Raw genomic sequence first — 13405 nt, forward strand, 5'->3', positions numbered from 1 at the left:
TGGCCGGTCGACTGTAGGGGAAAAGCACCAGAAGGCTGTATCTGCCGGCAAAACAGCTCGCTCGGTTAGGGTTAGCCATCGAATTTCCCTGCCGAGAACCGCCCCATGCACACCGATGAACGCGCTTTACTGGTCGACGCCGATCGTCGCGCCCTCGCCTATTACGACAGCATCGCGCAACGCCGGGTCTACCCGCTGGAAAGCGCCATCGCGGCGCTGGACGGCTTCGATCAGCCTCTGCCAACCACCGGAAGTCTTGCCGAGCAGGTGCTACACAAGCTCGACGAACTGGGCACGCCCGCCACCGTCACCAGCAACGGCCCGCGCTATTTCGGTTTCGTGATCGGCGCCACTCTGCCTGCCGCCGCAGCCGCCGAGCGCATGGTGCTGGCGTGGGATCAGTGCGCGTCGTCATTCGACGGCTCCCCAGTTGCCGACAAGCTGGAGAAAGTCGCAGCCCGCTGGGTCTGCGAGGCGCTCGGCCTGCCGACCGAGAGCGCAGTCGGCTTCGGTACCAGCGCCACGGCCTGTACCCTCGCCTGCCTGTCCGCAGCACGCCGCCAGTTGCTGGCGAAACTAGGCTGGGATTTCGATCAGGACGGTTTGATCGGCGCCCCGGAGATTCGCGTGGTGATCTCCGAAACCGCCCACATCACGGTGAAAAAAGCCTTGCGCGTGCTCGGTTTCGGCATGCGTCGCCTGCAACTGGCGCCGGTCGACGAACATGGCCGTATCGACCCCGCCCGGCTCCCGGAACTGGATGACCACACCCTGCTGATTCTTCAGGCCGGTGAGGTCAACACCGGCGAGTTCGACCGTTTCGCCGAACTGATTCCCCGCGCCCGGGCTGCTGGTGCCTGGGTGCATGTCGACGGCGCATTCGGCCTGTGGGCACGAGCCTCTTCGTCGGCTGGGCTGGCCGAAGGCATCGAACAAGCCGACAGCTGGACCACCGACGGCCACAAATGGCTAAACACCCCGTACGACAGCGCCATGGCCATCTGTCGCGATGGCGATGCCCTGGCTGCGGCGATGAACAGCGATGCAGCCTATGCCATGGCCTCGAAGGATTCGCAGAAGAATCTGACCCTGGAGTTTTCCCGGCGCGCGCGCGGCGTGGCGATCTGGGCGGCGCTGGCCAGTCTCGGCCGCGACGGCTTGCGCGAAATGATCGACCGCCATATCCGTCAGGCCGGGCGCGTTGCAGAAGCGCTGCGTGACGGTGGCTATCAGGTACTCAACCGGGTGCGGCTCAATCAGGTGCTGGTGCGCGCCGACTCGGACGAGCAAACCGCTGCGATTCTCAAGGCAGCGCAGGACTCAGGCGAAGTCTGGTTCGGCGCCACCGTCTGGCAGGGCCGACCGGCCTTCCGCCTGAGTGTGAGCTCCTGGCGTACCACGGATGCGGATATCGAAACCCTCATCACCCTGCTGCTACGCCTGAAAAATGCCTGAGCCATACGAGCATGACGTTAGCGATCGTCTTTCAACACCTGCTGAAGCAGCGTGAAGGCCGCATCTACACGAGGTTCCAACGGCACGTTGCGGTTGGCCAGCAGGACCAGGCCGATCTCTTCATCGGGGATGAAAGCGACATAACCGCCAAAACCATTGGTCGAGCCGGTCTTGCTGAACAGTACGCCATGCTCGGAGGTGTCTCTGGCGCTCAAGCGGCTGGCCGGCTGGCTTTCCAGGGCCAGGGCCGGGGCGTTGCCGGCTAACAGCTCCGCACGGGAAACCGGCCAGGGATAGCGCTCCCAGATCATCGCCTGGGTGAATGCGGATGTTCGAGTAACGCCTTGATGCGTTGTCTGTATGGCGGTGGAAAGCTGTTCGGGCACGGCGATGGCACCCAGGTTGATATCGACGAAGCGCAGCATGTCGTCGATATCCGACTTCAAGCCGTAGGCTTCGGCATCGAGCATGCCTGGATTGACCCGGATCGCTGCGTTGTTGTCACGCGCGTACCCATAGGCATAGTGCTTCACCTGCGCAGCAGGCACTTCGACGTAAGTATGCTGAAGCGCCAGAGGCTGCAGTACGTTGTCGTGGAGCGCCTGGGCATAGGGCTGCCCGAATGCCTGAGCCGAGATCCGCCCAAGCATGCCGATACTGACGTTGGAGTAAGAGCGCTCATGGCCACTGCCGGCCACCGGCTGCCATTGTTTCAACCAGGCCATCAAGCTGGCGTCGTCTTTGGCCACATCCGGCGGCTGCAATGGCAGGCCGCTGCTCTGGTGGGTGGCCAGATCCATCAGGCTCAGGGCGCCGAACGGGCGCTTGTCCATCTCGGGGATGTGCTTCGCCGCCGGGTCATCGAGCGACAACAGCGAACGCTGCTGCGCAAGTGCCGCCAGGGTAACGTTGAAGGTCTTGCTCAGCGACCCCAGCTCGAACAGTGTGGCGGAGTCGACCGGAATGGCTGCTGCCCGATCTGCCATACCCTGGGTGTACACATAATGCCTGCCCTTCCAGGTCACGCCGACAGCCAGACCGGGAACGTCGTACTTTGCCATCAGTGGCTTGAACACTTCAGCGGCGCGCCCCTGAAACGCCTGCTCGGACATGGCAACGGCAGGAAGCGACAGAGCCAGGCTGGCGGTGAACAGGCCCATGGCGATATATCCCTGATTCATCTCGATGACGGCTCTCTGTTTGTTGTGATGCGACGCCGATTCGCTCTGCCCGGCGGTGAGCATCGGTGTTCGAGTCGTGGCCAAGGATATCGTTTCATGCCGGCCACCGGCGACTGGTGCAACGCGCGCGATTGTTTGTGCAGAGCCTCTCGACAAAGCCTGCGGCTGAGATTATTGTCCGCCCAGGCCACCGCAGTGGCCTACGTCGCTCGGACGGTTCCGGGCGCTTACGTTCTCTGAGGAAAGCATGGCTGACCAAGCTCCGCGCCGCTTTGCGCGCATCGATCGTCTCCCCCCTTACGTTTTCAATATCACCGCTGAACTGAAGATGGCCGCTCGCCGCCGTGGCGAGGACATCATCGACCTGAGCATGGGCAACCCCGATGGCGCGACGCCGCCGCATATCGTGGAAAAGCTAGTACAGGTCGCTCAGCGTGAAGACACCCATGGCTACTCCACCTCCCGCGGTATCCCGCGCCTGCGCCGGGCGATCTCGCGTTGGTACCAGGATCGCTATCAGGTCGACATCGACCCGGAAAGCGAAGCCATCGTCACTATCGGTTCCAAGGAAGGCCTGGCGCATCTGATGCTGGCCACCCTGGATCATGGCGATACCGTGCTGGTGCCCAACCCCAGCTACCCGATTCATATCTACGGTGCAGTGATCGCCGGGGCCCAGGTGCGCTCGGTGCCGCTGGTGCCTGGCGTGGACTTTTTCATCGAGCTGGAACGGGCGATCCGCGAGAGCATCCCCAAGCCGAAGATGATGATCCTGGGCTTCCCCTCCAACCCCACCGCGCAGTGCGTGGAGCTGGACTTCTTCGAGCGCGTGGTGGCCCTGGCCAAGCAGTACAACGTACTGGTGATCCACGACCTGGCGTATGCCGACATCGTCTATGACGGCTGGAAAGCCCCGTCGATCATGCAAGTACCAGGCGCCAAGGACATCGCCGTGGAGTTCTTCACGCTGTCCAAGAGCTACAACATGGCCGGCTGGCGAATTGGCTTCATGGTCGGCAACCCGGAGCTGGTCAACGCCCTGGGGCGGATCAAGAGCTACCACGACTACGGCACCTTCACGCCACTGCAAGTCGCCGCCATTGCTGCACTCGAAGGCGACCAGCAGTGCGTGCGCGACATCGCCGAACAGTATCGCCAGCGCCGCAACGTGCTGGTCAAGGGCCTGCACGAGCTGGGCTGGATGGTCGAAAACCCCAAGGCCTCGATGTACGTGTGGGCGAAGATTCCCAAGGCTTACGCCCCTCTTGGCTCCCTGGAGTTCGCCAAGAAACTGCTGGCCGAAGCCAAGGTCTGCGTGTCGCCGGGCATCGGCTTCGGTGATTACGGCGACGACCATGTACGCTTCGCACTGATCGAGAACCAGGATCGTATTCGCCAGGCCGTGCGTGGCATCAAGTCGATGTTCCGGGCCGATGGCTTGATCGAAACCACTGCCACCAAAGCCCCGCGCAAGGCCGCAGACGCCTCCTAAGTGAAAAGCGTGGCGCGCCCTGCGTGCCACGCCTGCCCGCCCCCGCGACCATCTGGTTTATGATCCGCGCTCTGCATCTGCCACGATGAGCGCCATGAACGACCTCGGCAATTACCCCTACGTCCGCCAACTGGCCATTCACTCGCTGTTCGAGATCTTCGAGCAGTCCAGCGAAGGCACCATCATCGTCGACCGTGATGCGCGCATCGTGTGGATCAACGAGCGTTACGCCCAACGCTTCGGCCTCGGGCATGCCAGCGAAGCCATCGGCAGACCCTGCGAAAGCGTGATTCCCGGCAGCCTGCTGCGCGATGTGGTGAAAAGCGGCCGGCCGATCCTGCTGGATATGATGGACACCCCGCGCGAACCGCTGGTGGTCATGCGCCTGCCCATTCATGACGATGCCGGCGAGGTGATCGGCGCCATCGGCTTCGCGCTGTTCGACGAGCTGCAATCGCTGTCGCCGCTACTGGCCCGCTACCAGGCGATGCAGCAGGAACTGGCCTCCACGCGCTCGCAACTCAAGTCCCGCCAGGCCAAGTACAGCTTCGCCCATTTCATCGGCACCAGCGCCCGCAGCCTGGAGGTCAAGCGCTTGGCCCGGCGCAGCGCGACCAGCGATTCGGCGGTATTGCTGCTGGGCGAAACCGGCACCGGTAAGGAGCTGCTCGCCCACGCCATTCACAATGCCTCGCCTCGGGCCAGCAAACCCTTCGTCAGCCTGAACACCGCGGCGATTCCGGAAACCCTGCTCGAAGCGGAATTCTTCGGTACCGCACCTGGCGCCTTCACCGGCGCCGATCGCAAAGGCCGTGCTGGCAAGCTGCAGATCGCCCACGGCGGCACGCTGTTTCTCGACGAAATCGGCGACATGCCGCTGACACTGCAGAGCAAGCTGCTGCGTGTGCTGCAGGAGAAGGAGTTCGAGCCAGTGGGCTCCAACGAGGTGCTGCGCAGCGATGTAAGGCTGATCGCCGCCACGTCCATCGACCTGGAGGCCGCGGTACGCAAAGGCACCTTCCGGGCCGACCTGTACTACCGCCTCAACGTGCTGACCATCGCCGTGCCGCCGTTGCGCGAACGCCTGGAAGACCTGCCGGCGCTCTGCGAAGCGATCTTCGACGCGCTGCAGGGACGCCACGAACTGCACCCCGAAGCCATGGCTCTGCTGGCTCGGCATGCCTGGCCCGGCAACGTCCGTGAACTGCACAACGTGCTGGAGCGCGCTTGCCTGCTCAGCGATGAAACGCTGCTCGACCGCGCGGCGGTGGCAGCAGCAATCGGTACGCTGCATGCGGTGCCCGAAGCAAACAACCTGATTGCGGATGACGCTCAGATCGACGACTTCCACCAGGCCCGCGCCGACTTCGAGCGCGAACTGATCCGCAAGGCCCTGGCCGCCACTGCTGGAGATGTGCCGCAAGCTGCGCAGCGACTGGGCCTGGGCCGCTCCACCCTGTATCGCAAGATGCTGGAGCTCGGCCTGTCGTCCTGAATGCGGGACTAATCCCACCTTCGGGACAAACGCGCACACCAAGTCAATACGGCATAACGCCTGATTTTCGTCCCAGAAACGGGACGAATAGCAGGCGGCGCCGCTTAGCTAAAAATAAAGTCATTCAAATTCAACAACTTATAAAACTGGCATAGAACTCGCTACAAGCCAGTCGCGGGCCCACCCGCCGCCGACAACAAAAACAAAAGCGCCCACAGCGCCTGTGCGAGTTACTCGAAGGCTACGGCAGCCTCTCGATTCGCCGTGCTGCAGGGTCAGGAGATAGACGATGAGTGTCATCATCGCCCTCGCTGCACTGGCTCTACTGATGCTGGCCGCCTACCGTGGCTACAGCGTCATCCTCTTCGCTCCCATCGCCGCGCTCGGTGCCGTGCTGCTCACCGACCCCAGCGCCGTGGCGCCCGCCTTCACCGGGGTGTTCATGGAGAAGATGGTTGGCTTCATCAAGCTCTATTTTCCGGTGTTCCTGCTCGGTGCCGTGTTCGGCAAACTGATCGAGCTGTCCGGGTTCTCGCGCTCCATCGTGGCGGCCGCCATCCGTCTGTTCGGCACCGGCCAGGCGATGCTGGTGATCGTACTGGTCTGCGCCCTGCTGACCTACGGTGGCGTGTCGCTGTTCGTGGTGGTATTCGCGGTCTACCCGTTCGCTGCCGAGATGTTCCGCCAGAGCAACATTCCCAAGCGACTGATTCCTGCGACCATCGCCCTCGGCGCATTCAGCTTCACCATGGACGCCCTGCCCGGCACACCGCAGATCCAGAACATCATCCCCACCACCTTCTTCAACACCACTGCCTGGGCCGCGCCCTGGCTGGGACTGATCGGCAGCCTGTTCGTACTGGGCGTCGGCATGCTCTATCTGCGTCGGCAACTGGGCAAGGCCTTGCGGGCTGGCGAGGGCTACGGCACCGACCTGCGCAACGAGCCGGAAACCCCGGACGACATCAAGCTGCCCAGCCCATGGCTGGCCATCGCGCCGCTGATCCTGGTGGGCGTGGCCAACCTGCTGTTCACCCACTGGATTCCCGAGTTCTACGGCAAGACCCACAGCCTGCAACTGGCCGGCATGGCGGCTCCACTGCAAACCGATGTCAGCAAGCTGACCGCCATCTGGGCGGTGCAGGCGGCGCTGCTGCTGGGCATCCTGATGGTGCTGGTCAGCGCCTTCGGGGTGATTCGCGAGAAGCTCGCCGAAGGCACCAAGAGCGCGGTGGGTGGCTCGCTGCTGGCGGCGATGAACACTGCATCGGAGTATGGCTTCGGCGCGGTGATCGCATCGCTACCGGGCTTCCTGATCCTCGCCGACGCGCTCAAGGGCATCCCTGATCCGCTGGTCAACGAAGCGGTAACCGTCACCCTGCTGGCCGGTATCACCGGGTCGGCGTCGGGCGGCATGAGCATCGCCCTGGCGGCCATGTCCGACAGCTTCATAGCCGCCGCCAACGCCGCCAACATTCCGCTGGAAGTCATGCACCGCGTCGCCTCCATGGCCAGCGGCGGCATGGACACCCTGCCCCACAACGGCGCGGTGATCACCCTGCTGGCGGTCACCGGGCTGACCCACCGCGAAGCCTACAAGGACATTTTCGGCATAACGATCATCAAGACGCTCGCCGTGTTCTTCGTAATCGGCGTGTTCTACAGCACCGGCATCGTTTAATTTTTGTGAAGCGCGCGGCTCTGATCAGGGGCCGCATGCATGAGGAGTTCGTATGAATCTCAAAGGCAAGACCGCACTGGTCACCGGCTCCACCAGCGGCATCGGCCTGGGCATCGCGCTGGTGCTGGCCGAAGCCGGTGCTGATCTGGTACTCAATGGTTTCGGCGACGCCCAGGCGGCCATCGACTCCGTGGCGGCGTTCGGCGGCAAGGTCGGCCATCACCCGGCAGATGTCTCCGATCCACAGCAGATCGAGGCGATGATCGCCTACACCGAGCAGGCGTTCGGTGCCGTCGACATCCTGGTCAACAACGCGGGCATCCAGCACGTGTCACCCGTGGAAACCTTCGCCCCGGAGCGCTGGGACGCGATCATCGCGATCAATCTCTCCTCGGCCTTCCACACCACCCGGCTGACGCTGCCCGGTATGCGCCAACGCAACTGGGGGCGCATCATCAATATCGCCTCTGCCCACGGGCTGGCGGCATCACCCGGCAAGAGTGCCTACGTGGCGGCCAAGCACGGGCTGATCGGCCTGAGCAAATCCGTGGCGCTGGAAACCGCCACCACCGGCATCACCTGCAACGCCATCTGCCCGGGCTGGGTACTGACGCCTCTGGTGCAGGCGCAGATCGATGCCCGCGCGGCCGAAAGCGGCGACAGCGAAGCCGAACGGCGTAACCTGCTGGCTGAAAAACAGCCGTCGCTGGAGTTCGTGACGCCCAGACAGCTCGGCGAGTTGGCATTGTTTCTGTGCAGCGATGCCGCTGCCCAGGTTCGCGGCGCGGCCTGGAACATGGATGGCGGCTGGCTGGCACAATAGATGGAAACCGGCAGGGCTGAATGGCCCTGCCCACGAATAAAAAAGTAGTGAGGTAACCCAATGCAGCAACCGCTCTGGACGCCCACGGCCGAACGCATCAGCGCTACACGAATGGATGCCTTTCGCCGCTTCGTCAACAGCCGCCACGGCCTGGATCTGGCCGACTACCCGGCGCTGCACGCCTGGAGCGTGAGCGAGCGCGAAGCGTTCTGGCAGGCCATCGTCGAGGTCTTCGACATTCGCTTCAGCCAGCAACCACGTGCAGTGCTCGAAGAAGGCCCGGCCATGCCCGGCGCCCACTGGTTTCCGGGTGCCACGCTGAATTTCGCCGAGCATCTGCTGCGCCGCCGCGACGAGCACCCGGCCATCGTCGCCGTGGCCGAAGACGGCAGCCGCGAGCAGCTGAGTTACGCGCAACTGGCCGCCCATGTCGCCGGTCTGCAACGCAGCCTGCAGGACGCTGGCGTGGGGATTGGCGACCGGGTCGCGGCGTTCATGCCCAACACCTGGCAGACCCTGGTTGGCATGCTCGCCACCGCCAGCCTGGGCGCGACATGGTCGAGCTGCTCACCGGATTTCGGCACCCAGGGCGTCATCGACCGCTTCGGCCAGATCGAGCCCAAGATCCTGATCGCCTGTGCCGGTTATCGCTACGCCGGCAAGACGCTGGACCTGACGGGCAAGCTCAATGAAATCCTCTCGCACCTGCCCACCCTGCAGCAGTTGGTGGTGGTGCCCTACGCCAATCCGAACACTCAACCCGGTGATTTCCAGACCCAGGCCAGCGTCCAGCGCTGGGAGGATTTCTACCGTGCCGAAGGCGAGCCGCAGTTCACCCCCGTGCCCTTCGAGCAGCCGCTGTACATCCTCTACTCCAGCGGCACCACCGGGGTACCCAAGTGCATCGTCCATGGCGCCGGTGGCACCCTGCTGCAGCACGTCAAGGAACTGGGTCTGCACAGCGACCTGACGGCCGACGACACGCTGTTCTACTACACCACCTGCGGCTGGATGATGTGGAACTGGCTGGTTTCCGGCCTGGCGCTGGGTGCCACGCTGGTGCTGTATGACGGCTCGCCGTTCCACCCGAATGCCAATCGCCTGATCGACCTGATCGACGCCGAGGACATCAGTATTTTCGGTACCAGCGCCAAGTTCATCGCAGCCCTGGAAAAGGCCGGCGCCAAACCCCGTGAAAGTCATCGTCTGCAGCGCCTCAAGGCGATTCTCTCAACCGGCTCGCCCCTGGCCCACGAAAGCTTCGATTACGTGTACCGCGACATCAAAGCCGACGTCTGCCTGTCCTCCATCTCCGGCGGCACGGATATCGTCTCCTGCTTTGCCCTGGGTAATCCGGTTTCCGCGGTGTACCGCGGCGAGATCCAGTGCAAGGGCTTGGGCATGGACGTGCAGGTCTGGGACGACGACGGCAAAGCAGTGACGGGTGACAAGGGTGAGCTGGTCTGCGCCCAGCACTTCCCCTCCATGCCGGTGGGCTTCTGGAACGACGCCGACGGCGAGAAATTCCGCAGCGCCTACTTCGATACCTTCCCTGGAATCTGGGCGCACGGCGACTATGCCGAGCAGACGCCCCATGGCGGGCTGATCATTCATGGTCGCTCGGATGCCGTGCTCAATCCCGGCGGCGTACGCATCGGCACCGCCGAGATCTATCGCCAGGTAGAAAAGGTCGAGCAGGTGCTGGAGTCTATCGCCATCGGCCAGCAATGGGACGGCGACGTACGTGTGGTGCTGTTCGTGCGCCTGCGTGACGGCGTGCAGCTCGACGAAGCGCTGCAGAAACAGATCTGCCAGGTGATTCGCGCCAACACCACGCCACGCCACGTGCCGGCGCGGATCGTCGCGGTGGCGGACATTCCGCGCACCATCAGCGGCAAGATCGTCGAACTGGCCGTACGCAACGTGGTGCACGACCAACCAGTGAAAAACACCGACGCCCTGGCCAATCCGCAAGCTCTGGAGCTCTACCGCGACTTGCCTGAGCTGCAAGCCTGAAGGCAGCGATCTTCCGGCCCTGAGGGCCGGGAGATCCCCAGAACCCATCGTAGATCAGGTAAGAGATGAGTTGACCAAGGCAGCTACGCAGCCTGGTCGAACGCTCCATCAATCCCCCGGAAATGTTCACGGATATCCATCCAAACAGCTTCTATACTCGCGACATCCCCCCAAGGAATGCTCGTGTTGCGCCTGATCGCCTGCCTGTTGCCACTGCTGCTGCCCTGCTCGTTAGCTGCCGAGCAGCGCGATATCCAGCTTTATATGCCGGACGCGGCACCATTGGCCCTGCATAGTGACAACGGCAATGGCATCACCGGTGACGCTGCCATCATGGCACTGCAGCGGGCTGGCTATAACCCCGTGATCGAGAATGTCCCGTGGCCGCGGGCACAGAAACGCACGCAGGAATCACGTGACGTGATGATCGTGCCACTCTCGCGCACTCCAGCACGGGAGGAACACTTCACCTGGGTAGCCAATATCCAGCCCCTCTACCGCGCCTTTTTTACCCTCGACAACCCGGTCGCCAGCCTGGAGGAAGCACGCCAGCGTTACCGGCTGGTTGCCGTCGGCCTGGGCTCCGCGCAGGAAGAACTGCTCAGACGCAACGGTTTCACCGGCGACCAGCTCTATGTACTCAAACTCGGCGACAGACCGATCCAGCTGGTAAGGCGAGGACGTGTCGACGCCTGGTTCACCACCGAGCTGGAAGGCCGACACCAGTGGGATAGCGGCCCCGAGCTGGCGATGAGCGCACAGCTGGCACCGCTGGACATGTACATCGCCTGCTCGCTGCAATGCGACCAGCAACTGGTCAGATCCGTCCATGATGCCCTCGAGAGCATGCGCAGTGATGGCAGCCTGCAGCGCATCACCGAGCGCTACGCGCCCAATCGCTAGCGCGATCAGCGATTGCCGCCCCCAGGATTTTCTGCTGGACTGCGCTGCCACCCTGCACGAGAACTCAGCATGACTTCCTACCAGGCGCTGTTCGCCATCGGCGAGGGTTTCGATGCCTTCGTCAGCCACGGCATGCCCGCCGAAATTGCCGCCGTGCAACGCGCACAAGAGCAGCTGGATGGCGAAAACGCATTGAGCGCGGAAACACGCCAGCGGCTGGAGGCCGTGGAAGGCCGCTATTACCTGCTGGCCGCCGGCGAGATGTGGTGCCCGGACTGCCAGCTCAATCTCACGGCCATGGATCACCTGCAGCGTCTGCAGCCACGCGTGGCACTGGCGATAGTCTCCAAGGGCCGTGCCGAGCACGGGCTAAAAGAGCGCCTTAACCTGGAGCGCATACCAATTCCGTTGGTGGTGGTGCTGGACGAAGGCTTCGAGCCGATCGGCCGCTTCGTCGAACAGCCCCAGGCGGTTATCGACGGCGGCGAAGCGAGCAAGGCGGACTACCGTGCCGGCCGCTACCTCGACAGCACAATGGAAGACCTGCTGACGATCATCGAAGGCCACGAGAAGCGTAAGCGGCCCTGATTGGCCACTAGGCGGCAGCCAGAGGCTGATTACAGCCAGCGCCGCCTTGGCAGGTTCAGATGCCGCGGCGGCCCGGATCTTCGGGTGGCGTTTCCACTTCGATGTCTTCGAGTTTCAGTTCCAGCCCCCAGTCTGTGGCTTCGGCAACCTTCGGTGGGCTTACCTCCGCTGTCGGTGCGGCCTGCGCCACGGGCGTTGGCACAGCTGGATTCTCGCGATAGAGCTTGAGTTTGAGGCGCACGTTGTTCGCCGAATCGGCGTTCTTGACCGCCTCCTCCTCGTCGATGGCCCCTTCGTTCACCAGGTCGATCAGCGCTTGGTCGAAGGTCTGCATGCCGAGGTTCTTGGATTTCTCCATGATTTCCTTGATCTCGGCAAACTCGTTGCGCTTGATCAGGTCGCGGATGGTCGGCGTACCGAGCAGCACTTCGACGGCTGCCCGGCGCTTGCCGTCAGTAGTTTTGACCAGGCGCTGAGAGACAAAGGCCTTGAGGTTGTTGCCCAGATCGTTGAGCAGCTGCGGCCGGCGATCCTCGGGGAAGAAATTGATGATCCGATCCAGCGCCTGGTTGGCGTTGTTGGCATGCAGGGTAGAAATCGCCAAGTGCCCGGTATCAGCAAAGGCCAGGGCGTGCTCCATGGTTTCGCGGTCACGGATTTCGCCGATCAGGATCACGTCCGGCGCCTGACGCAGGGTATTTTTCAGCGCCGCGTGGAAACTGCGCGTGTCCACACCCACCTCCCGCTGGTTGATTATCGACTTCTTGTGCCGGTGCACGTACTCCACCGGATCCTCGATAGTAATGATGTGTCCGCCGCTGTTGCGATTGCGATAGTCAATCAGGGCCGCCAGCGAAGTCGACTTACCCGAGCCGGTGCCACCCACGAACAGCACCAGTCCGCGCTTTTCCATCACGGTCTTGAGCAGTACCTCAGGCAGCTTCAAATCCTCGAAACGCGGGATGTCGAGCTTGATGTTACGGGCGACAATGGACACTTCATTGCGCTGTTTGAAGATGTTGATGCGAAAACGCCCGACGCCGTTGATGGAGATCGCCAGGTTCATTTCCAGCTCGCGCTCGAACTCCTCCTTCTGCGCGCTATCCATGATGGCATCGGCGATATCGGCCACGGCCCCAGCCTTCAGTGGCTCCCCACTCAACGCCTTGAGCACGCCATTGAACTTGGCGCACGGCGGCGCGCCGGTCGACAGATACAGGTCGGAGCCGTCCTGGCTGGAGAGAATTTTCAGCATTGCTTGAAGGTCCATTAGCTGCATTCCGACTGGAGTTAGAGTCTGTTGACCTTAGGCCAAGGTTTGTTGAGAGACCGGCCAGATTAAGCCGGAAAAACGACGCCATTCTGATGGCGCATCAAATACTGGCACAATATGCGCCCGAAAAAATGAGGAATCCGTCATGGCAAAGGCAATGGCCCGCCACATTCTGGTCAAGACCGAGGCGGAAGCGGCGGCTCTTAAAAAACGCATCGCGGCGGGCGAAGCCTTCGACGTGCTGGCCCGCAAACATTCAACCTGCCCCTCCGGCAAACGCGGTGGTGACTTGGGCGAAGTGAAACCTGGGCAGATGGTGCGCGCCATCGACCAGGTGATTTTTAAAAAACCGCTGCGCGAGATCCACGGCCCGATCAAGAGCCAGTTCGGCTATCACTTGGTACAAGTGTTCTTCCGCGACTGACCTGCGCATCCTATGCATAGGTGAAAACGGTCTAGTGGAAACCATCGCCATGGGATGCCACCTGCCAGCCAAGC

11 protein-coding genes are annotated in these 13405 nt (G+C 62.7%); 9 read left to right on the top strand and 2 right to left on the bottom strand.

Annotated features, from left to right (window positions below):
* Window positions 1–105: 105 nt before the first annotated feature.
* The gene (locus K5Q02_RS17105; RefSeq protein ID WP_225832478.1) at window positions 106–1455 is read left to right on the top strand and encodes a pyridoxal phosphate-dependent decarboxylase family protein; all 1350 of its coding nucleotides are present in this window, start codon (window positions 106–108) and stop codon (window positions 1453–1455) included.
* A 17-nt stretch (window positions 1456–1472) separates the two neighbouring features.
* Here K5Q02_RS17105 and ampC read toward each other — a convergent pair whose 3' ends face one another.
* Window positions 1473–2720, bottom strand: coding sequence for a class C beta-lactamase (ampC, locus tag K5Q02_RS17110; protein WP_225832481.1), 1248 nt, complete (start codon window positions 2718–2720; stop codon window positions 1473–1475).
* A gap of 163 nt (window positions 2721–2883) precedes the next feature.
* Between ampC and alaC the strand changes: the two genes are divergently transcribed.
* The 7 genes from alaC to K5Q02_RS17145 all read left to right on the top strand — a co-directional run bounded on the left by alaC (window position 2884) and on the right by K5Q02_RS17145 (window position 11634).
* Window positions 2884–4128: an alanine transaminase gene (alaC, locus tag K5Q02_RS17115; protein ID WP_225832483.1), complete on the top strand. Its 1245-nt coding sequence runs from the start codon at window positions 2884–2886 to the stop codon at window positions 4126–4128.
* A gap of 94 nt (window positions 4129–4222) precedes the next feature.
* Entirely contained in the window at window positions 4223–5623 is a 1401-nt protein-coding gene (locus K5Q02_RS17120; RefSeq protein WP_442963930.1) for a sigma-54 interaction domain-containing protein, read from the top strand.
* 289 nt (window positions 5624–5912) lie between these two features.
* Window positions 5913–7304: a GntP family permease gene (locus tag K5Q02_RS17125; RefSeq protein ID WP_225832488.1), complete on the top strand. Its 1392-nt coding sequence runs from the start codon at window positions 5913–5915 to the stop codon at window positions 7302–7304.
* A gap of 52 nt (window positions 7305–7356) precedes the next feature.
* Complete coding sequence (locus tag K5Q02_RS17130) at window positions 7357–8127, top strand: 3-hydroxybutyrate dehydrogenase (RefSeq protein WP_225832490.1); 771 nt, start codon at window positions 7357–7359, stop codon at window positions 8125–8127.
* A 60-nt stretch (window positions 8128–8187) separates the two neighbouring features.
* Complete coding sequence (locus K5Q02_RS17135; RefSeq protein WP_225832491.1) at window positions 8188–10143, top strand: acetoacetate--CoA ligase; 1956 nt, start codon at window positions 8188–8190, stop codon at window positions 10141–10143.
* Window positions 10144–10326: 183 nt separating this feature from the next.
* On the top strand, window positions 10327–11046 hold the full coding sequence (locus K5Q02_RS17140; RefSeq protein WP_225832493.1) for a substrate-binding periplasmic protein: 720 nt from the start codon (window positions 10327–10329) through the stop codon (window positions 11044–11046).
* 69 nt (window positions 11047–11115) lie between these two features.
* Complete coding sequence (locus tag K5Q02_RS17145; RefSeq protein WP_225832495.1) at window positions 11116–11634, top strand: thioredoxin family protein; 519 nt, start codon at window positions 11116–11118, stop codon at window positions 11632–11634.
* 55 nt (window positions 11635–11689) lie between these two features.
* Here K5Q02_RS17145 and K5Q02_RS17150 read toward each other — a convergent pair whose 3' ends face one another.
* Window positions 11690–12904, bottom strand: coding sequence for a PilT/PilU family type 4a pilus ATPase (locus tag K5Q02_RS17150; RefSeq protein WP_225832497.1), 1215 nt, complete (start codon window positions 12902–12904; stop codon window positions 11690–11692).
* Window positions 12905–13052: 148 nt separating this feature from the next.
* Between K5Q02_RS17150 and K5Q02_RS17155 the strand changes: the two genes are divergently transcribed.
* The gene (locus tag K5Q02_RS17155) at window positions 13053–13331 is read left to right on the top strand and encodes a peptidylprolyl isomerase (protein ID WP_225832499.1); all 279 of its coding nucleotides are present in this window, start codon (window positions 13053–13055) and stop codon (window positions 13329–13331) included.
* The last annotated feature ends 74 nt before the right edge of the window (window positions 13332–13405 follow it).

It is taken from the genome of Pseudomonas sp. MM211, assembly GCF_020386635.1.
GTDB lineage: Bacteria > Pseudomonadota > Gammaproteobacteria > Pseudomonadales > Pseudomonadaceae > Aquipseudomonas.

Coding starts and splice junctions, on each gene's coding strand:
- K5Q02_RS17105 (WP_225832478.1), top strand. CDS start 106: ATGCACACCGATGAACGCGCTTTACTGGTCGACGCCGATCGTCGCGCC.
- alaC (WP_225832483.1), top strand. CDS start 2,884: ATGGCTGACCAAGCTCCGCGCCGCTTTGCGCGCATCGATCGTCTCCCC.
- K5Q02_RS17120 (WP_442963930.1), top strand. CDS start 4,223: ATGAACGACCTCGGCAATTACCCCTACGTCCGCCAACTGGCCATTCAC.
- K5Q02_RS17125 (WP_225832488.1), top strand. CDS start 5,913: ATGAGTGTCATCATCGCCCTCGCTGCACTGGCTCTACTGATGCTGGCC.
- K5Q02_RS17130 (WP_225832490.1), top strand. CDS start 7,357: ATGAATCTCAAAGGCAAGACCGCACTGGTCACCGGCTCCACCAGCGGC.
- K5Q02_RS17135 (WP_225832491.1), top strand. CDS start 8,188: ATGCAGCAACCGCTCTGGACGCCCACGGCCGAACGCATCAGCGCTACA.
- K5Q02_RS17145 (WP_225832495.1), top strand. CDS start 11,116: ATGACTTCCTACCAGGCGCTGTTCGCCATCGGCGAGGGTTTCGATGCC.
- K5Q02_RS17150 (WP_225832497.1), bottom strand. CDS start 12,904: ATGGACCTTCAAGCAATGCTGAAAATTCTCTCCAGCCAGGACGGCTCC.
- K5Q02_RS17155 (WP_225832499.1), top strand. CDS start 13,053: ATGGCAAAGGCAATGGCCCGCCACATTCTGGTCAAGACCGAGGCGGAA.